This is a genomic window from Chromobacterium sp. (genome assembly GCF_041912965.1).
In the GTDB taxonomy this organism is placed as follows: Bacteria; Pseudomonadota; Gammaproteobacteria; order Burkholderiales; family Chromobacteriaceae; genus Chromobacterium; species Chromobacterium aquaticum.
The window spans coordinates 1-19,785 of record NZ_JAYSGF010000037.1 but is presented as its reverse complement, the minus strand read 5'-3'; the positions used below and the strand labels follow the sequence as shown (position 1 = coordinate 19,785).

The 19,785-nt window shown below is 64.7% G+C and carries 20 protein-coding genes; 9 read left to right on the top strand and 11 right to left on the bottom strand.

What is annotated here, in order from left to right; translation table 11 throughout:
* Positions 1 to 12: 12 nt before the first annotated feature.
* Together ACE3QM_RS17815 and ACE3QM_RS17810 are read right to left on the bottom strand one after the other, a co-directional pair.
* On the bottom strand, positions 13 to 444 hold the full coding sequence (locus tag ACE3QM_RS17815) for a GNAT family N-acetyltransferase (RefSeq protein ID WP_374423745.1): 432 nt from the start codon (positions 442 to 444) through the stop codon (positions 13 to 15).
* Between the two features lie 85 nt (positions 445 to 529).
* On the bottom strand, positions 530 to 1,339 hold the full coding sequence (locus tag ACE3QM_RS17810; RefSeq protein WP_374423743.1) for a glycosyltransferase family 2 protein: 810 nt from the start codon (positions 1,337 to 1,339) through the stop codon (positions 530 to 532).
* 446 nt (positions 1,340 to 1,785) lie between these two features.
* Between ACE3QM_RS17810 and waaC the strand changes: the two genes are divergently transcribed.
* The 4 genes from waaC (at position 1,786) to ACE3QM_RS17790 (ending at position 5,883) form a co-directional block, all read left to right on the top strand.
* A complete protein-coding gene (gene waaC, locus ACE3QM_RS17805) occupies positions 1,786 to 2,757 on the top strand; it encodes a lipopolysaccharide heptosyltransferase I (RefSeq protein WP_374423741.1) in 972 nt (323 codons plus the stop codon).
* Positions 2,754 to 4,034 carry a lipid IV(A) 3-deoxy-D-manno-octulosonic acid transferase gene (waaA, locus tag ACE3QM_RS17800; protein WP_374423739.1) on the top strand — a complete coding sequence of 427 codons (1,281 nt, stop codon included), beginning with the start codon at positions 2,754 to 2,756 and terminating at the stop codon, positions 4,032 to 4,034. Before waaC ends, waaA begins: the two co-directional genes overlap by 4 nt.
* Before the next feature lie 271 nt (positions 4,035 to 4,305).
* On the top strand, positions 4,306 to 4,908 hold the full coding sequence (locus tag ACE3QM_RS17795; protein ID WP_048410117.1) for a CBS domain-containing protein: 603 nt from the start codon (positions 4,306 to 4,308) through the stop codon (positions 4,906 to 4,908).
* 105 nt (positions 4,909 to 5,013) lie between these two features.
* The gene (locus tag ACE3QM_RS17790; protein WP_048410118.1) at positions 5,014 to 5,883 is read left to right on the top strand and encodes a methylated-DNA--[protein]-cysteine S-methyltransferase; all 870 of its coding nucleotides are present in this window, start codon (positions 5,014 to 5,016) and stop codon (positions 5,881 to 5,883) included.
* Here the strand turns inward: ACE3QM_RS17790 and ACE3QM_RS17785 are convergent.
* On the bottom strand, positions 5,880 to 6,734 hold the full coding sequence (locus ACE3QM_RS17785; RefSeq protein WP_374423735.1) for a LysR family transcriptional regulator: 855 nt from the start codon (positions 6,732 to 6,734) through the stop codon (positions 5,880 to 5,882). The genes ACE3QM_RS17790 and ACE3QM_RS17785 overlap by 4 nt on opposite strands.
* 96 nt (positions 6,735 to 6,830) lie before the next feature.
* Here ACE3QM_RS17785 and ACE3QM_RS17780 point away from each other — a divergent pair, with 96 nt between their 5' ends.
* Positions 6,831 to 7,250, top strand: a complete 420-nt coding sequence (locus tag ACE3QM_RS17780; RefSeq protein ID WP_231462183.1) for a hypothetical protein — start codon at positions 6,831 to 6,833, stop codon at positions 7,248 to 7,250.
* A gap of 38 nt (positions 7,251 to 7,288) precedes the next feature.
* Here ACE3QM_RS17780 and ACE3QM_RS17775 read toward each other — a convergent pair whose 3' ends face one another.
* A complete protein-coding gene (locus ACE3QM_RS17775) occupies positions 7,289 to 8,593 on the bottom strand; it encodes an ATP-binding protein (protein ID WP_374423733.1) in 1,305 nt (434 codons plus the stop codon).
* A 3-nt stretch (positions 8,594 to 8,596) separates the two neighbouring features.
* Positions 8,597 to 9,322, bottom strand: coding sequence for a two-component system response regulator OmpR (gene ompR, locus ACE3QM_RS17770; RefSeq protein ID WP_048410122.1), 726 nt, complete (start codon positions 9,320 to 9,322; stop codon positions 8,597 to 8,599).
* Positions 9,323 to 9,712: 390 nt separating this feature from the next.
* On the opposite strand from ompR, the gene ACE3QM_RS17765 reads away from it, so the two are divergent.
* The gene (locus ACE3QM_RS17765) at positions 9,713 to 9,973 is read left to right on the top strand and encodes a hypothetical protein (protein ID WP_156183864.1); all 261 of its coding nucleotides are present in this window, start codon (positions 9,713 to 9,715) and stop codon (positions 9,971 to 9,973) included.
* A gap of 234 nt (positions 9,974 to 10,207) precedes the next feature.
* Positions 10,208 to 10,663, top strand: a complete 456-nt coding sequence (locus tag ACE3QM_RS17760; protein ID WP_156183865.1) for a hypothetical protein — start codon at positions 10,208 to 10,210, stop codon at positions 10,661 to 10,663.
* Between the two features lie 6 nt (positions 10,664 to 10,669).
* On the opposite strand, the gene ACE3QM_RS17755 is transcribed toward ACE3QM_RS17760, so the two are convergent.
* Complete coding sequence (locus ACE3QM_RS17755) at positions 10,670 to 11,581, bottom strand: hypothetical protein (RefSeq protein WP_374423729.1); 912 nt, start codon at positions 11,579 to 11,581, stop codon at positions 10,670 to 10,672.
* Between the two features lie 229 nt (positions 11,582 to 11,810).
* Here ACE3QM_RS17755 and alr point away from each other — a divergent pair, with 229 nt between their 5' ends.
* Together alr and ACE3QM_RS17745 are read left to right on the top strand one after the other, a co-directional pair.
* On the top strand, positions 11,811 to 13,040 hold the full coding sequence (gene alr / locus ACE3QM_RS17750; RefSeq protein ID WP_231462180.1) for an alanine racemase: 1,230 nt from the start codon (positions 11,811 to 11,813) through the stop codon (positions 13,038 to 13,040).
* A gap of 148 nt (positions 13,041 to 13,188) precedes the next feature.
* Positions 13,189 to 13,482, top strand: a complete 294-nt coding sequence (locus tag ACE3QM_RS17745) for a hypothetical protein (RefSeq protein ID WP_048410179.1) — start codon at positions 13,189 to 13,191, stop codon at positions 13,480 to 13,482.
* A 62-nt stretch (positions 13,483 to 13,544) separates the two neighbouring features.
* Here ACE3QM_RS17745 and ACE3QM_RS17740 read toward each other — a convergent pair whose 3' ends face one another.
* The 5 genes from ACE3QM_RS17740 to ACE3QM_RS17720 all read right to left on the bottom strand — a co-directional run.
* Complete coding sequence (locus ACE3QM_RS17740) at positions 13,545 to 13,760, bottom strand: YdcH family protein (RefSeq protein WP_048410124.1); 216 nt, start codon at positions 13,758 to 13,760, stop codon at positions 13,545 to 13,547.
* Between the two features lie 355 nt (positions 13,761 to 14,115).
* Positions 14,116 to 14,883 carry an ABC transporter substrate-binding protein gene (locus ACE3QM_RS17735; RefSeq protein ID WP_231462179.1) on the bottom strand — a complete coding sequence of 256 codons (768 nt, stop codon included), beginning with the start codon at positions 14,881 to 14,883 and terminating at the stop codon, positions 14,116 to 14,118.
* 378 nt (positions 14,884 to 15,261) lie between these two features.
* Positions 15,262 to 16,590: a sigma-54 dependent transcriptional regulator gene (locus ACE3QM_RS17730; RefSeq protein WP_048410126.1), complete on the bottom strand. Its 1,329-nt coding sequence runs from the start codon at positions 16,588 to 16,590 to the stop codon at positions 15,262 to 15,264.
* A complete protein-coding gene (locus ACE3QM_RS17725) occupies positions 16,583 to 18,136 on the bottom strand; it encodes a nitrogen regulation protein NR(II) (protein ID WP_374423724.1) in 1,554 nt (517 codons plus the stop codon). Before ACE3QM_RS17725 ends, ACE3QM_RS17730 begins: the two co-directional genes overlap by 8 nt.
* The coding region (locus tag ACE3QM_RS17720; protein ID WP_374423722.1) for a DNA gyrase subunit A at positions 18,133 to 19,785 on the bottom strand (1,653 nt) is incomplete at its 5' end. The genes ACE3QM_RS17725 and ACE3QM_RS17720, both read right to left, overlap by 4 nt.

Sequence of the window (19,785 nt, the reverse complement as noted above, 5' to 3'; positions counted from 1 at the left end):
TGTGGATAAAGCTCAAGGCTGGCCTGCTTCATCGCTCAATTCCAGCGCAAAGCTATGGCTGGTCTTCAGTTGTTGATAACCGAGATGGCGATAGAAGGCGTGGGCTTCGACGCGATGGATGCTGGAACGCAGCCGAATGCGCTGATAACCGCGTTGCCGCGCCCAGTCTTGGCAAGCGCTCAACAAACGTCGCCCCAAACCCTGGCCCTGACAGGCCGGGCTGACCACGATGCCGACGATCTCTATCGCCGACGGCCCTTGCAGCTGATGCACGCCGCGGCAATGCACCCAGCCGGCCACGGCCCCTTCCGATAACGCCACCCACGCCTGGTTGTCTTCCAGGGTCGACAGTCTGGCGAATCGCTCGCGGATCTCCGCCTCCGTCGCCTCGTAACCCAGATCCAGGCATAGCCGCGCCACCGCCACGGCGTCCTCCGTCCGCATTGTCCTGATTTCCACCATCTGTCTTCGCCCAGTTGCTTCTAGGAAATGACATTGTCAGCACAAGGCCGGAGCGGAGGCAAGCCGGCTATTTGTTTGTCCGCCGGCGCAGCTCGATCAGCTTTGCATACTTGATGTAGCTGTTGAAACAACCGATGACGATGTGGACCAAGCCGGGGATGCCATCGAGAAAACCACGGCGGAAAACGTAGAACTTCACGAAGCGCAGCAGCGGACTGAGGATAAGTTTGGCGCTGCCCACATGTTTTCCACGCTGGAACAGCTGCTCCGCCTGCAAGCTGGTATAGCGGTTCTGCTTGTTCAGATACCGGGCGATGTCTTCGCCGGACTCATGCATCAGCTCATGACGCAGCTTGTGCACAGGCGTTTCCGCGATCACGTACTCATGCACCAGGTCGTCGGACCAACGCGCGTGTCCGCGATGGAACAGCCGCAGCGACCAGTCCGGATAACCTTCGCCATGTCTGAGGAAACGACCCATGAAACGGTTGCAGCGCGGAAATTGATAAGCCAGCGCTTGTGGATTGTCCAGCAGCGCTTTGATTTCATTGATCAATTCCGGAGACAGCCACTCATCGGCGTCCAGACACAGCACCCAGTCGTGGCTGGCGGCTTGTACCGCCAATTGCTTCTGCGGACCGAATCCCAGCCAGTCTTGGTGGATAACTTTGGCCTTATAGGCGGAAGCTATCGCCAATGTCCTATCACTGCTGCCGGAATCCACAATCACGATCTCATCGGCGAAAGCCACGCTGTCCAGGCATTTTTCCAGCAAGGTTTGCGCATTCTTGGTGATTAGCACCGCGCTGATTCGTGCACGCATCTTGTTATATGTTTTCCCGTATGTAATTTGAAGAAACTGGTAGAAGTAGGCCAACTTCTGTGGATAACCATGTTTTTTTCTTTGTTTTCATTGGTTTGCCGATAGTGAAATCTTGTTGCTTGCCACAGGTGTTGCTGACGGAACAACTGTGGATAAATTTGCGGTCTAGCTGAAGTTTCCACTTGTCCACAAGCTGGATTCCAGTTGTGCCCATGAGCCTGTGCATGCGTGAATTTTGAGGTGAAACCAGTTTGTCAGCACCGATAACTCTTTAACGCAATTTTATATTGATGAAACTGATATAGGCGGCCATTACTGTGGATAAGACGGAAAAATATCAAAAGGTTCAGTAACTTGTCCTGTTGATGGCCTTTGGATAGTTTGGGTGCGCTGCGACAACACAAGATGTGGATAAATATCGAGCCAGTTACCCACAGCCATTTATCCACAAACTGGTCGCAGGGATTTTACTTGGTTAACCACAGCCATGCTCGGGTACAATGCGCGCCATGATGAATGTGCTGATCGTGCGCACCTCGTCGATGGGCGACCTTATCCACACCTGGCCCGCCATTTCCGAGTTGAAAGCGCATTACCCCAATTTCCGCGTCAGTTGGCTGGCTGAGGAAGCTTTTGCCGACATCGCGCGTTTGCACCCGGCGGTGGACCGGGTGATCGCCTTGAACTGGCGGCGCTGGCGCAAACGCTGGTGGCTGCCGTCCACTTGGCGCGAGATCCGCGAATTGCGACGCCAGTTGCGTGAGACTCATTGGGAATTGGTGGTGGACAGCCAGGGCTTGTTGAAAAGCGCCTTGCCGGCGCGCTGGGCCAAGGCGCCGTTGACCGGTTACGCCTGGGGCAGCGCGCGCGAATCGCTGGCCAGCCTGTTTTACGATAAACGCCATAAGGTGAGTTGGGCGCTGTCGGCGATTGAGCGCAACCGACTGTTGTTCGCGCGCGTGTTCGGCTACGAGCCGCAGGGCGAGCCGCGTTTCGGCGTGCCGGCCGGCGCGCGGCCCGGCTGGGTGTTGTCCGGCCGCTACGCGGTGCTGCTGCACGCTACCAGCAAGGCGTCCAAGGAGTGGCCGGAAAGCCATTGGGTGGAATTGGGCAAGCGCCTGTCCTTGCAGCATGACCTGGTGATGGTGCTGCCCTGGGGCAATCCGCGGGAACGCGAACGCGCCGAACGCCTGGCCGCGCAGATGCCGGCCGCGGTGGTGGCGCCCAAGATGAGCCTGGCCGAGGCCGCCGGCCTGATCGGCCACGCCAATGCGGTGATCGGCGTCGACACCGGCTTGACCCATCTGGCCAATGCCTTGAACGTACCGTTGGTGGCGATCTACACCGATACTCATCCGGCCGCCACCGGCGTGGTGGAAACGCCGTGGGCGACCAATCTGGGCGATATCGGTCAGTGCCCGTCGGTGGATGCGGTGCTGCAAGCGCTGTTCGCGCGCAAGGACTGGACATGAATTGGCAACGCCGCCTGTATTCCTGGGCCTGGCAGCTGGCCACGCCGCTGGTGCGTCATTACCTGAAAAAGCGCGCGCGCAAGGCGCCGGCTTATCTGCAGCATTGGGATGAGCGTTTCGGCAGCCAGCTGCGGCCGCGCGCGACCGGGGCGATCTGGATCCATGCGGTGTCGGTGGGGGAAACCCGAGCCGCGCAGCCCGTGGTGGACGCCTTGCGCCAGGCCTGGCCGGACGCACCGCTATTGATGACGCAGATGACGCCTACCGGGCGCGCCACCGCGCTGCAGCTGTATCCGGATGCCGAGGTCCGCTATCTGCCTTACGATTATCCCCAGGCGGTGCAAGCTTTTCTCGCCGCTTACCAGCCGCGCCTGGGCGTGTTGATGGAAACCGAGCTGTGGCCTAACCTGATCCATGCCGCCGCCGAGCAGAACATTCCGCTTTTCCTCGCCAATGCCCGTTTGTCGGAAAAATCCCTGCATGGTTACTTGAAAATCAAGGGTCTGGTGGCGCCGGCGCTGGCCAAGCTGCGCGCGGTGGCCGCGCAAACGCCGGAAGACGGTGAGCGCCTGCGTCAATTGGGCGCAGGCGATATCGAAGTTTGCGGCAATACCAAATACGATATCCAACCGCCGCCGGCGCAGCTGGAATTGGCGGAAACCTTCAAAGCCTGGATAGGCCAACGCCGCGTGCTGGTATGCGCCAGCACCCGTGACGGCGAGGAAGCATTGATCCTGGATGCCTGGCAGGCGGCACCGCGGTTGGCCGATACCTTGCTGGTGTTGATTCCGCGCCATCCCGAGCGTTTCGGCGAAGTGGCGCGGCTGGCCGAAGAGCGCGGCCTGCGCGTGCAGCGTCGCAGCGCCGGCGGTCCGCTGGACGCGGCCACCCAGGTCTGGATAGGCGACAGCATGGGCGAGGTGTTCGCCTACTTTGCCTGCGCCGATCTCGCCTTCGTCGGCGGCAGCCTGCTGCCGCTGGGCTGCCACAATCTGATCGAGCCAGCCAGCGTCGGCGTGCCGGTGTTGTTCGGCCCCTCGGTGTTCAATTTCAAGCAGGCGGCCGCCTTGGCCCTGGCCGCCGGCGCCGCGCGCCAGGTGGGCAGCGCCGCCGAGCTGATGGACGCGGCGGCGGAATTGCTGGCCGATGGGGATAGCCATCGGGCGATGCGGCAGGCGGCCCTGGATTTCAGCGCCGCTCATCGCGGCGCCAGCGTGCGCATGGTGGAGTTGTTCCGCCGCAAGCTGTCCGCTTCAGGCGGCGAGAACCGGGCTTGAGCGCCGCCGCGCGCTACAAAACGGCAAACCTTCTCGAAAAAATTAATCATTCCGCCGCCGCAGCCCGCCGCGGCGTCTTCTACTCTTCAAACAAGAGCCGCGCGCCGCGCTGGCTCCCCGAGGCCGCCGGCCCGGGACGGACGTGCGTCAGCCCTGCCATGCCCCTGCCGGCTCAAGCCATCGGAAAACATCCCGAGCGGACCGGTCGAAATGACTGGCGCTAAGCGCGCCGCCGCGTCGACTCCGCTGTCTGACCAGACAAGGAGCTACCATGTCAGCCAACTACAGTGCTTTGCCCACGATAAGCTTGCCGCCCACCACCGACCTGGTGCGGCTGGACCAGCGCCCGCACCCGCCGATCACGCTGCACAGCGCGGCGCTGGAAGTGATGACCGATCTGCGCGTGGTCAACCCAGTGGGCATCCACCAGGGCGCCAGCCTGCGCGAAGCGCACGACCGCATGATCAGCCACGGCATCCGTTTATTGTTCGTCCACGATGGCGACGGGCAATTCACCGGCCTGATCACCGCTTCCGACCTGTTGGGCGAGCGGCCGATCCAGTGCATGAAGGAGCATGGCAAGCACTATGCGGACATCGGCGTCGGCGACGTGATGACGCCGCGCAAGCAGCTGGAGGCGCTGAGCCTGGGGGATATTGAACACGCCAGCGTCGGTCACATGGTGGCGACGATGAAGCAGATGGGACGTCAGCACGCGCTGGTGGTGGAGCTGAATCCGGGCAGCGGCCATCACGAGTTGTGCGGCCTGTTTTCCACATCCCATATGGCGCGCCTGCTGGGCATGCCGCTTTCCTTCATCCGCGTGCCGCAGGCCTTGTCGGAAATTCAATATTCATTAATGCATGCGATATGACTTCAAGGGCGGCGCCGGCTCCGGCGCGAAAATCGGCAAGAATCGGGTCGCTGCGGCGGCCCGATTTGCTTATGCTGGGCCTGTGATAGAGACGAGGAGCCCGCCATGCGACAACACAGCGATTGGGTCGAGGACGACCGCGACTACGGCCGCATCCGCGACGCCATCCGTTATCTGGTGGTTCATGCCGACCGCCAGCCGGAGCTGGCGGAGCTGGCCGGCGCGCTGCATTTGTCGGAATCGCGGTTGCAGCGCTTGTTCACCCGTTGGGCCGGTGTCAGTCCCAAGCGTTTTTTGCAGCAACTGACCTGCGAGGCGGCCAAGGCGCGGCTCAAGGATGGCCAGGGCGTACTGTCGCTGTCCCACGAACTGGGCTTGTCCGGCGGCAGCCGGCTGCATGATCTGTTCGTGACGCTGGAGGCGATGACGCCGGGCGAATACCGCAACGGCGGCGCCGGCCTGGACATGGAGTGGAGCGTGGAAGCCAGCCGTTTCGGCCCGGTGTTGGTGGCGCGCACCGCGCGCGGCGTGTGCGCGGCGCAATTCGTCGCCGATGAGATGGAAGCAGCCGCCTGGCTGCGCCAGCGCTGGCCGAATGCGGCGCTCAAGCACCGCCCAGGCGGCGGCGCGGCGGTGGCCGCCGCGATGTTCGAACCCTTGCAGGCCGATGGCCAGACGCCGCTGGCCTTGCGGGTGCAAGGCAGCAATTTTCAGATCCAGGTCTGGCGCGCGCTGTTGTCGATTCCCTACGGCGCTTTCGCCAGCTATGGCCAGATCGCCGCGGCGCTGGGGCGGCCGCGCGCCGCGCGCGCGGTGGGCAGCGCGGTGGGCGCCAATCCGGTGGCCTGGCTGATTCCCTGCCATCGGGTGATCCGCGCCGAGGGCGTGTTGGGCGAATACCGCTGGGGGCCGGAGCGCAAAGTGGAGTTGATAGGCTGGGAAAGCGCGGTGCTGGCCGGCCTGCAGCCAGCCTAGACGGCGAACTGGCCCAGCGCGCGGAAGAACAGCCGGGACAGCAGTTCCAGCCCGTCGTCGTCGCGCTGGCGGTAAAGCGCCAGCGGCACCGCCGGCAGCGGCGGCAGGCAGTGTTCCGGCAAGGGCAGCAGCCGTTCGGAAATGGCGTCGGGAAACAGCGCGCCCACGCCCAGGCCCGCTTCCAGCGCCGCCTGCACCGCCAGTTGGCTGCTGCTTTCGAAGACGATGCGATAAGGCTGGTCGACTTGATGCAAGGCGCGCAGCATCGCGTCGCGCCAGCTGCAGGGCGCGGCGAACATCACCAGGGGCATGATCTCCGCTTCCGGTTTGACGCCGTCGCGCGCCAGCCATTGCAATGGGTATTCCAGCACCCAGCTCGGCGTTTGCTCCAACCCGCATTGGCGCGGATTGACGATCAGCAAATCCAGTTCTCCCTGGCGAAAAGCCGGGCTGAGTTCCCGCTCCAGCGCCACTCGCACCTCCAGCTGCCATTGTGGCTGGGTGGCGGCGAAGTCCGCCAGCACCTGCGGCAGGTGGCGGCTGATCACATCCTCGATCAGGCCCACTCGGCAGCGCCGCGCGGCGGTGGGCGCCGTCGTCGGCCGCATTTGCTCGGTCAGGCCGATGATGCGTTCGGCGTAGGGCAGCAGTTGTCGCCCCGCCGCGTTCAGGCTGACGCCGCGCGGCGAGCGCTGCAACAGCACCTGGCCGCAATGCTGTTCCAGCTTGCGCAATTGCAGGCTCAAGGCCGGCTGGGTGCGGCCCAGCGCGGCGGCGGCGCGGTTGATGCTGCCGTGGCGCGCCACCGCGATCAGCGCGCGCAGCAAGGTGGTGTCCAGATCATCGGTCATAATGTTTTCTTATAACAATGCCACGAAATTTCAGTCTACCTATAACTGACTGAAATGTTTAGGCTGAGGGCCAATATCCTGAACGAGGCTCTCACCATGTTTATCGCCGCTTTGCTATTGGCTGTCGTCGGCTCCATCGTCTATCACCTGTCGATCAAGCAGGTGCCGGCGGGGGCGGATCCCTTCTTCTCGCTGGCGGTCAGCTATGGCGCGGCGATGCTGGTGTGCCTGCTGGGCATGTGGTGGCTGCCGGCCGGCGGCCAACGCGGCCTGGGCGCGTTGAATTGGAGCAGCCTGGGGGTGGCGGCGGGCATCGTCGGTATTGAACTGGGTTTTCTGCTGGCCTACCGCGCCGGCTGGAATCTGGGCTATGCGGCGCTCAGCTCCAATGTGTTGACCGCCTTGGTGCTGCTGCCGCTGGGTTATCTGCTGTTTCGCGAGCAGCCCTCGCTGGGCAAATTGGGCGGCATGGCCTTGAGCATGGGCGGATTGTGGATGATGCTGCGCTTCCGCTGAGCGCCGCCCGGGAGACGGGCGACGCTCGGGCCGCGTTATCAAGCGGCGTTCAGCGGCAGATGCACGGCCAGCTTGAAGCCGTCGGCTTGGTCGCAGAACTCCAGCCGGCCGCGGTGTTGCTTGACCACGCGGCTGACGATGGCGAGGCCGAGGCCGCTGCCGCCGTCGGTGCCGCGGTGTTCGGCCAGCCGTTCGAACGGCGCCAGCGCGGTTTCGCGCAATTCGGCCGGAATGCCCTTGCCGTGGTCCAGCACGCTGAGCACGGCGCCGCTTTCATCTTGTTCCACGCTGACTTCCACCGGCGGCGCGCCGTAGCGGCGCGCGTTTTCCAGCAGGTTGGACAGCAGACGTTCCAGCGCCAGGCCGTCGGCCAGCAGCTCGGGTTCGGCCAGCCGGCGCAGGCTGACCTGCATGCCTTCGCGGGCGAAGCGCGATACCACGCTGGCGGCGAGATCGGCCAGCGCCACTGGCTCCAGCCGGGTGGTTTCCTCGGCGCGGGCGAAATCGATGAACTGGCGCACGATCTGCGACAACTCGTCGATGTCGGCCAGCATATCGTGCTGGTCCGGGCTGTCCTGCTGTAGTTCCAGCGTCAGCTTGAGCCGGGTCAGCGGCGTGCGCAGATCGTGGGACAGGCCGGCCAGCATCAGCCGGCGCTCGCGCGCGGCATTGTCCAGCGCCTGGGCCATCAGGTTGAAGTTGTGCGCCAGCACTTTCACCTCGCGCGGGCCGTCCTCCGGCACCGCCGCTGGCATGGTGCCGGCGGCCAGTTCGCGGCTGGCCAGCACCACGCGGCTGATGGGCCGCGCCACGCGCCAGGCGACGGCGAAGGCCAGCAGGCTGGCGACGATGGACGCCAGCAAGGCCGCCTGGATGATGGTGTTGATCGAGCGGTCGCTGTAGCGGCCGAAGGGCAGCACCAGCCAGTAGGCCTGGTCCAGCACGTGCACATTGACCCACAGCTCGCGGCGGTCGTCGATCTGGGCGTAGCGCACCTCGATCGGCTCGTTGAGGCCGTGCGACAGCCGCTGCGCCAGGGTTTCGCCCAGCCGCGGCACGTAATCGGTGAAATTGACGCCCTGGTCGGCGTTGATGGGCAGCAGGCGCGGCAGGCCGGGCCGGTTGTAGCCGGCCAGGAATTCGGCGCGCTCGGTATTGGTCATCGCCTCCATGGTGCCTTCCAGGAAGGCCAGGGTGTCCACGGTCTGCGAGTACAGCTGCTTGTCCAAGAGCTTGTGGCGCTCGCCGGCGGCCATCCACAAGGTGACGAACTGCGTGGTCAGCACCACCAGCACCACCAGTACCGCCAGCCGGAAGAACAGCGAGCCGGTCAGCTTGCGCACGGCTTACTCCCGCGGCGTGCCGTCCGGCACGAACACATAGCCGTAGCCCCATACCGTCTGGATGAAGCGCAGCTGGCTGTCCCCGCTTTCCAGCGCCTTGCGCAGCCGGGAGATGTGCACGTCTATGCTGCGGTCCAGCGATTCGCCATTGCCCTTGCCCAGCGCCATTTCCATCAATTGCTCGCGCGTCAGCGGCCGGCGCGGATGGCTGACCAGCACCGACAGCACCGCGAATTCCGCGCTGGTCAGCGTCACCGGCTGGCCGGCCTTGCGCAGCTCGCGCTGGCCCAGATTGAGCACGAATTCTCCGAAGTTCACCTCCTCGTCGGCGTCGTGGCGCGCGCCCAGCGCCGGCGTGGCGTGGTGGCGGCGCAGCACCGACTGGATGCGGGCGGTGAGTTCACGCGGATTGAACGGCTTGGGCAGGTAGTCGTCGGCGCCCATTTCCAGGCCGAGGATGCGGTCGATGTCCTCGCCGCGCGCGGTGAGCATGATCACCGGAATGGTTTCGCCCTGGGCGCGCAGCCGGCGCACCACCGCCAGTCCGTCCTCGCCCGGCATCATCACGTCCAGCACCATCAGGTCCGGGCGATTGCGCGCCAGCTTGCGGTCCAGGTCCTTGGAGTCCGGCAGCGCTTCCACCGCGTAGCCTTGCTGGCTCAGATAGCGGGTAAGCAGTTCGCGCAGTTTTGCATCATCGTCGACGACCAGGATCTTATTGTGTTCCATGCGATTTTTCCTCGGAGCGGAGTGTCAGCTTAGCGGCTGGTCCCGGGCTGCGGCAGCGCGCCTGATGAAGATATGTTAAGCCGGTTCTCGCGATCACACACCTTAACAAATCAGCAATTGTCGCTCATGTCTGCCTCATGCCGCGAGTCTAGGCTGCCTAATGAGGCCTACCGGCGGTTTGGTCGTGAGGCGATGCCTTTGGCATCGGTGGCGCATGGTGTATGCTGTCCGCCCTCGCCGGCCCGGATCTTGGAACCGTGGCCCTTTTTCCAGTACTTTCGACAGGATAAAACAGCTTTCATGACGCGGCTGCCGATTCTTCTCATCTTTGCCTTGCTGCAAGCGCTTGCCGGCGCGCCGGCCCTGGCGCGAGGGAAGGAACGCGGCCCCATGCCACCGGACATGGAGCCGCCGCCGGCACGGCGCTGCCAGGCGCCGCCTGACGTCGACTGCAGAGAATTGCGGCGCCTGCGCAATCTGCGCCTGCGCGAGGCGGTGCAGGACGGCGATTTGCCGCCGGAGCTGATGCATAGGCAGCCGCCGCCGTCTTACTGGCGTTCCAATCCGGACGGCGCCGCGCCGCCGCCTCCGCCGCCGGAACGCGGCAAACCCCATTTCTGGCGCGACCGCCGCAAACACGGCTCTGAATAGCCGCGTGGCCAAGCCGGCGCTGGCGAAGCGGGGTTTCTGTTGATAAGCTTTGAACAGAGAACGCCAGCCGGTTTCATTCCAATTCAAATCATTCATCGCAGGACAGGCCAGCGCCGAGATTGGGCGCCGCCGCCTTGATCCTGGCTGGCCGTCCGCTGGGCCGATAGCGCGCAGCGTCATGCTGCGCCCATCTGTTGAGCGGAGCGATAACCGGCCATGCGCAAGGGGCATGCCTTGAAAAACAATAGGGGATACGGCGCGTTGCGGCGCGCCTGGGGATGGGGGCTGGCGCTTTGCTGGCTGGCCGGCGGCGTGGCGGCGGCGGAAGCGGATTGCAGCCGAGCCACCGCGCCGCAGCGCTGCGAACTGAACCGCCAGGGCAATGTGTCCTGCAATGATCTGCCCGCCGACGGACGGCATGCCTGCCTGCAGTTTTACACGCCGGCCTTGAGTTGTCTGCGCGAGCGCGACGCCAAGCGCTGCGAGGCGCTGCGCGCCGCGCACAGTTCCTGCGGCGGGTTGGAAGGCAAGGCGCGCCGCTTGTGCATCAACGAGCGTCTGCCGCCGCCGGATTGCGCGCGCGCGGCCAACCCGGCGCGTTGCCGCGCCCGCGCCGAAGCCGAACTCAAATGCGCCGACCGCGAAATCGCCCAGCGCCTGTGCGTGCGCAAAGCCTTGCAGGGGGAATGAGCGCTGTTATTTGGCCGTGGTCGGGTCGAACCACAGGCTGGCGTCGGCGAACGGCGTGTCCGGCGGCAGGAAGGGGTTGTCGATGCGGATTAGCCGGCGGTGCTTCAGATCCAGCCGCTGGATCAGGCCGGCGTGGTAGGCCTGGAACAGGCGCTGGAATTCGCCGTTGCGCAGCAGTCGCCTCATGCCCTGCTCGGCGCGCCGCGCCAGCCGCTGGCCGTCGGCGTCGCGGCCAAACCAGAAGTAAGTGGGCAGCGGGTAGTAGAGCAGTAATTCCCGCTCCAGCGCCAGTTGCCGGTATTGCGGCCGGTAGTCGCGAATTTCCCGCTCCACCTCGGTCACCCCGCGCGAGAACGCGTCGCCCAGGCCGCGGTCCAGCATGCGGAACAGTCCATCGTAGCTGGAGTCGGTTTCCACTTTCAGGCCGGCGCGCCGCAGCACGGCGATATCGCCCCAGCCCTCGCCCTGAATGATGCTGAAGCGGCGCAGTTCCGCCAGCGTCGTCACCTTGGCGAACTCCGGCTGCCGCGCGGCGCGGATCAGCAGCACGCGGTAGCCGAGCAGGCCGCGGTCTATCGGAATCCGCACCGGCAGGTAGCGGCGCTCGTAGTCGCGGTTGGTTTCGCGTATCAGCACATTGAGCCGTCCGCGCGGCTGGCCCAGCTCCTGCAGCTGGCGCGCCTCGTTCATGCGCGGCGCGAAGCGCAGCTTGTAATCGCCCCATTGCGGCCGGGTGGCGTCCAGCGCGGCGCGCAGCACCGCCCAGTGGTAATCGTAGCGCTCGTCGTCCACGCTTTCCGGCGCATGGCCGGTATACACCATCACGGCGGCTCGCGCCGTCGGCTGCCAGCCGCCAAGCAGAGCCAGCGCGCTTAGCCAGCAAGTGGCCAAGCGCCGAAACTTCAGGTATTGCCGCATTGCCCGCCCCGGTCGTGATCAGCGCGACACCGCGCTGTTCCATGATGGATAGCGGCGCTCCGGCGCGCAAGTCCGGCCTGGCGCCGCCGGGTTTGCGCGGCGTCAAGCGGCCATGCAAAACAAGGACTACTAGTAAATATTCATATCGACATGAATATATCAGCCTCCTATCATCCTCCGGATGCCGAACGGCCTTGTCGGCAAGCGGCATTTACTCTCGGGGGACACTATGCAATTCAAGAAAACTCTGTTGGCCATGGCTTTGGGCCTGGCGTTGGCACCCGCGCTGACCATGGCGGCGCCGCCGCTGACCGCCGCCAACAGCGGCTCCACCGTGGAAGCCGCGCGCAGCAATGCCTGGCTGGAAATCGATAAGGCGGCGCTGGATCACAACCTGGCCGAACTCAAGCGCCTGGTCGGCTCCAACACCAAGGTGTGCGCGATTCTGAAGGCCGACGCCTACGGCCACGGCATCGCCAATGTGATGCCGTCCATCATCGCCCAGGGCATTCCCTGCGTCGGCATCGCCAGCAATGAAGAAGCCCGGGTAGCGCGCGCCAGCGGCTACAAGGGCGTGGTGGCGCGCGTGCGCAGCGCCACCCAGCAGGAAATCGCCGATGGCCTGCAATACGATATGCAGGAGCTGGTGGGCAATCTGGAACTGGCGCGCCAGTTGTCGGCTTTGGCCAAGCGCGAGGGCAAGACCCTGCAGATTCATCTGGCCATCAATTCCGCCGGCATCAGCCGCAACGGCGTGGAGCTGGCCAGCAAGCAGGGCCGCGCGGATGCGCTGGCCATGCTCAAGCTGCCCAATCTGCAAGTGGTGGGCATCATGACCCACTTCCCGGTGGAGGATAAGGCCGATGTGCAAAAAGGCCTGGCGGCGTTCAAGCAGGAAAGCGCCTGGCTGATCAAGGCCGGCGGCCTGGACCGCAGCAAGATCACCCTGCATTGCGCCAACAGCTTCGCCACGCTGGAAGTGCCGGAAGCGCATCTGGACATGGTGCGTCCGGGCGGCGCCATCTTCGGCGACACCGTGCCCAGCCACACCGAATACCAGCGCGTGATGGCGTTCAAATCGCGGGTAGCGGCGGTGAACCGCTATCCGGCCGGCAATACCGTCGGCTATGACCGCACTTACACCCTGAAGCGCGAATCCTTGCTGGCCAATATTCCGGTCGGCTATTCCGATGGCTACCGCCGCGCCTTCACCAATAAGGCGCATGTGCTGATCAACGGCCAGCGCGTGCCGGTGGTGGGCAAGGTGTCGATGAACACGCTGATGGTGGATGTGACCGAGGTGCCGGGCGCCAAGATCGGCGACGAGGTGGTGCTGTTCGGCAAGCAGGGCAAGGCCGAGATTGGCGCCGCCGAGCTGGAGGACATCAATGGCGCCTTGCTGGCCGACCTCTACACGGTGTGGGGCAATTCCAATCCCAAAGTGCTGGTGAACCGCTAACACTGGTTCAAGCTCGCGCGCGAGCGCGAGCGTTAACCGGGCCGCGCCGTCGCTATTCGTGGCGACGGCGTGTGAGTCTTCACAGTCTGCTGGCGAATCGTCTTGGTTTGGACTTAGATGAATCATGTTCCCGCATCAGGAGTGCGCCATGCAGTTCGACGAAGTTCGCCCAGAGCATTTCACCACGCTGTCCCGCAATCCGTTTCCGCATATTCTGATCGACCGGGCCTTGCAGCAGATCGCCGGCGGCAGCGCCGACGGTTCGCAATTCCGCAAGGATGTGCTGGCCGCCGCGGGCTGGGGCCATGGCGGGCTGACCCCGTTCGGAAAGTATCCGGCCGATGCCTGCGTGGCGTTCAACCGCATCCGCAAGGTGCTGGAAATCACCCAGGAGCCGGACGCGATCCTAGCGGAGTTGGAAAAGGACAGTCCCAAGGTGTGATCTGATCCGCCGCCACGCAAAAGCCCGCCTGACGGCGGGCTTTATCGTTGCCGGCGGCCGTTTCAGCCGGCGGCCCGTTTCAGGATGATGTACAGCTCATCCTTCAGCTTCAGCTTTTCCTTTTTCAGGGTTTCGATTTCGAAATCGACGGAAGGCTCGATGCGCGCTTCCATATTCTTGATTTTCTGATCCAGGTCGTTGTGCTTGTTGAACAGGCGGGTGAAGTGCTCGTCTTCGGTTTTCAGCTTGCTGATCAGTTCGCGGTATTCGGGAAACATGGGCAACTCCTTGAGCGGGTGGATACTTTGGAGCGGCTGACGACGCGGGCCGGAGCCTAGGCACACCGTAACAGCCTGGCGTGAAAAAGCAAGTTGCCGTCGTCAACGGGCGGATACGTCTTAATCATGCTAACACCGGGGTTTGGCCGGCCGGTTTGATCCAGGGCAGACGCCGGTCCTTTGGCTGGCCGGGAACATGCCAGCCGGCCGTTAGAGCCTGTTCAAAGTCTCGCGAGCAAGAGCGAGACAAGGCGAAAACGAGCGAAAAAGCGGGATGTACGCCTGGTACATGAGCATTTTGAGCTTGTACTCACCGTGTGACGCTTCACGAACGCAGCAGACTTTGAACAGGTTCTTAGGGCTTGAACCAGGGACGCCCGCGTCGGGTGGGCAATTGGTAGCGCTCGGCCAATTTTTCATAGCCGCCGTCGGCGGCGAAGCGGCGCAGGCCGCGATTGAAGCGGTCGCGGTCCTGAGCGTTGCGGAATGCCAGCCGGTAATGGGTGGGAGTGAACAATGCGTAGGGACAGAGCGTGGGGCTGATGTCGAGCTCATGCCGCAGCTCGTTGCTCAACTGCTGGAAGATGTTGACGTCGGAAATAGCCACGTCGGCGCGGCCGCTGAGCAGCAGGCGGTTGAGGGTGGCTTGCGGCGATTCTTCGCGATAGGACGGGATTTGCGGTGCCAGCGCGGCGAAGTCCGCGCCCAGGTAAAGATGGGCGCCTTGAAACGCGGCCACGCGCAAACGGGTCAGATCGTCCAGCCGCCGTAGGTGGATGTGACGCCGGCACAGCGTGATCGCCATGTTCTGATAAACGATGTAGGGATCGGAAACATGGCCGCCGCCGTTGGCGATGGCTGCGTCGACCTGGCCGCTGGCCAGCCAGTTGTGGGCGCGCAGATTGGGGGCGAAGCGCACTTGCGGCTGATAGCCGGCCAGGCTCAAGGCCTGGGTGACGATATCGTATTCCACGCCCTTGCCTTGTTCGGCGTCGACATAGGGCAGCTTGGTCTCGCCCAGCGCCACCCGTAGCGTGGGCTGGGCGGCGGGATGGGCGCTGAGCGCGCCAAGCAGCAGCGCCAGCAAGGCGTGTCGGGCGAGGTGGATGGGCGGGAAGGCCATGCGTTAGCGTGTTCGTCTGGTTTCGGTGGCGCGCGCCGCTGGGCGCGCCGGTTTGCTTCTTTATAGCCGCTAGTATGCGTTGGGCGGCTGCGCGCATTGTAACGAGCGGGCGGCCCCATGGGCCGCTGTTTTGCCCATTGTTCGACAAAAAGCCAGAATGTGGCTTGGGCGCAGGATTTCGCGCAACGGCGTGCCTAGCGCCGTGAACAATGTCTTGCCGTCATTTAAACCGCTAACAAAACCCCTGATCCTGCGCTGCGCCTCCTTGCCGTACTACGGTGGTACTGAGCATTTCGAAGGTGTACTCACCGTGTAACGCGTCCACGACGCGCACGACGCGCAGCAGATCGTAAACTAGGCTCTTCGTGCCAGGTCCGTTTACTTGATGCCCAGCCTTTCCATCCGGTAGCGCATCGAGCGGAAGGTCACGCCCAGCAGCTTGGCGGCCTGGGTGCGGTTGAAACGGGTGCCTTCCAGCGCCTTGAGTATCGCCTCGCGCTCCACCCGGTCCAGGAAGTCCTGCAGCGCTTCGCCGGCGGCGCAGGCCGGCGCGTCGCCGTCGTCCCCGGCCTGCTTGCTGGGCAGCAGCTGCAGATCGTCCGTTTCGATGCGGGCGTCGCTGGCCAGCGCCACCGCGCGTTCCAGGATGTTTTCCAGCTCGCGGAAATTGCCCGGATAGTTGTAAGCGAGCAGCGCCTTGAGCGCCGCCGGCGCCAGCCGCGGTTTTTGGTCCGGGGAGAAGCGTTCCAGCAGGCTGGCGATGAAGCGCGGCAGGTCTTCGCGCAATTCGCGCAGCGGCGGCATGCGCAGCGGCAGCACGTTCAGCCGGTAGTACAGATCCTGGCGGAAGCTGCCGGCATCCACCCGCGCCGCCAGATCCTTGTGCGTCGCGCAGACGATGCGCACATCCACCGCTTCTTCCTGGGCGTTGCCCAGACGACGCACTTTCTTTTCCTGGATCGCGCGCAGCAGCTTGACCTGCATCGTCAGCGGCAGGTCGGCCACTTCGTCGAGAAATAGAGTGCCGCCGTTGGCTTGCTGGAAGAAGCCATCGCGGTCGCTGTCCGCGCCGGTGAACGCGCCTTTGCGATAGCCGAAGAACTCGCTTTCCATCAGCGTTTCCGGAATCGCGCCGCAGTTGACCGGGATGAACGGCCGCTCCGCGCGCGCGCTTTGCTCGTGTATCATCCGCGCCGCCTGTTCCTTGCCGGTGCCGGATTCGCCGCTGATATAGACCGCGGCCTGGCTGCGCGCCAGCTTGCCGACCAGGCGCAGCGCTTCCTGGATCGCCGGCGATTCGCCGTCCAGCCGCATCGCGGCGGCGGCCTTGCCGTTGTCCACGCGCAGCACCGATTTCACCAAGCTGCGCAATTGCGCCAGGCTGACCGGTTTTTGCAGATAGTCGAAGGCGCCGGCCTTCATCGCCTGCACCGCGTTGTCGGTGTTGCCGTAGGCGGTGATCACCGCGATGGGCACGTCCAGCCCCTGCTCGGCGATATGGCGCACCACTTCTATGCCTTCGCCGTCTGGCAGCCGCATATCGGTCAGCGCCAGGTCGAAGGGCTGCTTGTTCAGGCTGAGCTTGGCGGCGCCGACGCTGGCGGCGGTGGCCACGTCCAGGCCCATCTTGATCAGGGTCAGTTCCAGCAGTTCGCGGATGTCCGGTTCGTCGTCGATCACCAGCACGCGCAGGGAGGATTTAGCCATAAGCCTTGTGACAGATCAGGCGGAACACGCCGCCGGGCGGGCAGTAGTCCAGCCGCGCGTCGTTGGCTTCCGCCAGCTCGCGCGCGATGTACAGGCCCAGTCCGGTGCCGGCGCTTTCCGTGGTGAAAAAGGGTTCGAACAAGCGGGCCTGGGCATCTTCGCTCATGCCGGGGCCATCGTCCATCACCTTGATGGTCAGGTGGTTTTCCACCGCGGCCACTTCGATGCGCACCGCGCCCGGCTGCTTGCTGGAGTAGCGCCAGGCATTGGCCAGCAGATTGTTGAGGATCTGGCCGAAATGGCCGCGGTCGAACTGGACCGCCGCGGCCTGCTGCTGGCAGACGCAGCGAACCGCGCCGGCTGCGGCGGCTTCCACCATGCCGAAATGGTCCAGCAATTCATCCAGAAAGGGCTGCAGCCGGATGGGCTCGGGCTTGATCCGGTCGCGGCGGTTCAAGGCCAGCACTTCCTGTACAAGGTGATTGATGCGCGTGCTATTGCCTTGCACGATGCGGATCAGCCGCTGGCGCGCCGGATCGGTTTCGTCTTCGGCCAGCAGATCGGCGGCGTGGTGGATGGCCGCCAGCGGATTGCGGATTTCATGGGCGATATTGGCGGTGAGCCGTCCCAGCGCCGCCAGCTTGATGCGCTTGCCCTCCTCGGCCATATCGGCCATGTCGCGCATGAACAGCAAGAGCGCGCGGTCGTCGCCCACCAGCACCGGCACCATGCGGCCCACCAGCTGGCGGCCGCGGATATTGCGGTCGATGAAGCCGGGGTTGGGTGGGTAGCCGTTCTGGCGCCAGCGCTCCACCAGCGGCAGCAGTTCCGCCACCACCTCGCCGCGGCGCATGGTGCCGAAGTAGCGCGCCGCCTGGTTGTTGAACTGGCGCAGCAGGCCGGATTCGTCCAGCACCACCACCGCGTCGCGCTGGCTTTGCAGCACCAGCTCGTTCAGGCGGTTGAGGTTGGCGATCTCGCCGCCGCGGCGGGTGGCCAGCGCTTCGGAATCGCGCGCCACCCGGCCCAGCTTCCAGGTGACGATGGAGGTGACGAAGCCGGCGGTGGCCAGCAGCGCGGAGTAGTAGAAATCGGAACCGCGGCCCAGGCCCAGGTATTGTTCCACGCCGACGGCGGACAGCAGCATCAGCGTGGCGATGGAGGCGTAGAACAGCGCGTAGCGGCCCGAGGACAGCAGGCCGGCCACCGCGAGATAGGGCAGGAGCAGGATGCCATAACCGCTGCGCACGCCGTCGTTGATGCCCATCAGCAGCACGATCATCGCGATGTCGGCGGCGATGGCCAGCGTCAGCTGCAGAGTGTGCGCCAGCCGGCCGTCGCGCAGCAGGAACCAGGCGCCGATCAGCACGGCGTAGACGCCGCCCCACAGGTAGAAGACCTTGCCGCCTGCCACCAGCGATTCGCCGTCGCGGTTGGCGAACAGCGACATCGCCAGCAGCACCAGCAGCAGCGCCGCGCGGAAGCTGTTGATGAACACCAGCGCGCTGCGCGGGGTCAACGGCGCCGGCGCGCGGTCCGGATTCATGCGCTTGGCAGCTCGCGAATGGCGCCGACGCTCCATTTCTTCGGCATCAGCTTGCCCTTCTTGCCGCGCTTGCCGATGAACTCGGCCAGCGCCAGCTTCTCGTCGGAGGCCTTGCCGCGCACCGACAGCGTGGACAGCAGCGCCTTGTCGCCGTTGACGAGGCCGATGGCGGTGACGGCTTCGCCGTTGTCCACCGCCATCAGCATCAGGCCGCGGCCCTTGGCCAATTCCTTGAGCTCGGCGGCGGGGAAGGCCAGCAGCCGGCCGTTGTCGGCGGCGGCCACCAATTGGGTGGCTTCGCCCAGGCCGGTTGCCGGCAGCGGCGCCGGAGTCAGCACGCTTTCCTCCGGGTTCAGCGTCAGGAAGGCCTTGCCGGCCTTGACCCGGCCGGCCATGTCGCCCAGCTTGGCGATGAAGCCGTAGCCGCCGGAGCCGGCGACCACGAAGCGGGCCTCGTCCTTGCCGGACAGCATTTGCACCGGCTTGGCGCCGTCCTGCAAGTCCACCAGCGAGGCCACCGGCACGCCGTCGCCGCGGCCGGTGGGCACGTCGGCCGGATCCACGGTGTAGGCGCGGCCCTTGGAGTCCAGCACGATCACCGACCACACGGTGCGGGTCTCCACCACGGTGTGGAGCGCGTCGCCGTCCTTGAAGGCCAGCGCGGCGAGGTCGACATTGTGGCCGACGCGGGCGCGGATCCAGCCCTTTTGCGACAGGATGATGGTGACCGGCTCGTCGGCTATGGTCTGGGTCAGCACCGCGCGCTCGGCGGTCTTGATCTCGCTGCGGCGCTTGTCGCCGTACTTGGCGGCGTCGGCCTGGATTTCCTCGCGCATCATGGTGCGCAGCGCGTCCGGAGTGTCCAGCACATGGCGCAGGCCTTCACGCTCCTCGCGCAGGTCGGACAGCTCTTTCTCCAGCTTGAAGCCTTCCAGCCGCGCCAGTTGGCGCAGGCGGATTTCCAGGATGTCCTCGGCCTGGAGCTCGGTCAGGCCGAAGGCCTTGATCAGGTCCGGCTTGGGTTCGTCGGATTCGCGGATCACGCGTATCACTTCATCGATGTGGATGAAGGCGATCATCCGCCCTTCCAGGATGTGGATGCGTTTTTCCACCTGGGCCAGCCGGTGCTGCAGGCGGCGGGTGACGGTGGTGCGGCGGAAGTCCAGCCATTCGCTGATGATGGGCTTGAGGCCTTTCTGACCCGGCCGGCCGTCCAGGCCTATCATCACCAGGTTCATCGAGGCATTGCCTTCCAGGCTGGTTTGCGCCAGCAGGGTGTTGATGAACTCGTCCGGATCCTGGCGGCTGGACTTGGGTTCGAACACCAGGCGCACCGGGCACTCGCTGTCGGATTCGTCGCGCACGCGGTCCAGCAGCGACAGCATCAGGCTCTTCAGGTTTTGCTGATCCTGGGTCAGCGCCTTCTTGCCGGTCTTGACCTTGGGATTGGTGGCTTCCTCGATTTCCGCCAGCACTTTCTGAGCGCTGGAGCCGGGCGGCAGTTCGGACACGATCACGCGCCACTGGCCGCGCGCCAGTTTTTCCACTTCCCACTTGGCGCGCACGCGCACGCTGCCGCGGCCGCTTTCATAGGCGGCGAGGATGTCCTCGGCCGGGGTGATGATCTGGCCGCCGCCGGGGAAATCCGG

Excerpts from the sequence above, each read along its gene's own strand:
- ACE3QM_RS17815 (WP_374423745.1), bottom strand. The coding sequence starts at position 444 with ATGCGGACGGAGGACGCCGTGGCGGTGGCGCGGCTATGCCTGGATCTG.
- waaC (WP_374423741.1), top strand. The coding sequence starts at position 1,786 with ATGCGCGCCATGATGAATGTGCTGATCGTGCGCACCTCGTCGATGGGC.
- waaA (WP_374423739.1), top strand. The coding sequence starts at position 2,754 with ATGAATTGGCAACGCCGCCTGTATTCCTGGGCCTGGCAGCTGGCCACG.
- ACE3QM_RS17795 (WP_048410117.1), top strand. The coding sequence starts at position 4,306 with ATGTCAGCCAACTACAGTGCTTTGCCCACGATAAGCTTGCCGCCCACC.
- ACE3QM_RS17790 (WP_048410118.1), top strand. The coding sequence starts at position 5,014 with ATGCGACAACACAGCGATTGGGTCGAGGACGACCGCGACTACGGCCGC.
- ACE3QM_RS17785 (WP_374423735.1), bottom strand. The coding sequence starts at position 6,734 with ATGACCGATGATCTGGACACCACCTTGCTGCGCGCGCTGATCGCGGTG.
- ACE3QM_RS17780 (WP_231462183.1), top strand. The coding sequence starts at position 6,831 with ATGTTTATCGCCGCTTTGCTATTGGCTGTCGTCGGCTCCATCGTCTAT.
- ompR (WP_048410122.1), bottom strand. The coding sequence starts at position 9,322 with ATGGAACACAATAAGATCCTGGTCGTCGACGATGATGCAAAACTGCGC.
- ACE3QM_RS17765 (WP_156183864.1), top strand. The coding sequence starts at position 9,713 with ATGCCACCGGACATGGAGCCGCCGCCGGCACGGCGCTGCCAGGCGCCG.
- ACE3QM_RS17755 (WP_374423729.1), bottom strand. The coding sequence starts at position 11,581 with ATGCGGCAATACCTGAAGTTTCGGCGCTTGGCCACTTGCTGGCTAAGC.
- alr (WP_231462180.1), top strand. The coding sequence starts at position 11,811 with ATGCAATTCAAGAAAACTCTGTTGGCCATGGCTTTGGGCCTGGCGTTG.
- ACE3QM_RS17745 (WP_048410179.1), top strand. The coding sequence starts at position 13,189 with ATGCAGTTCGACGAAGTTCGCCCAGAGCATTTCACCACGCTGTCCCGC.
- ACE3QM_RS17740 (WP_048410124.1), bottom strand. The coding sequence starts at position 13,760 with ATGTTTCCCGAATACCGCGAACTGATCAGCAAGCTGAAAACCGAAGAC.
- ACE3QM_RS17735 (WP_231462179.1), bottom strand. The coding sequence starts at position 14,883 with ATGGCCTTCCCGCCCATCCACCTCGCCCGACACGCCTTGCTGGCGCTG.
- ACE3QM_RS17730 (WP_048410126.1), bottom strand. The coding sequence starts at position 16,590 with ATGGCTAAATCCTCCCTGCGCGTGCTGGTGATCGACGACGAACCGGAC.
- ACE3QM_RS17725 (WP_374423724.1), bottom strand. The coding sequence starts at position 18,136 with ATGAATCCGGACCGCGCGCCGGCGCCGTTGACCCCGCGCAGCGCGCTG.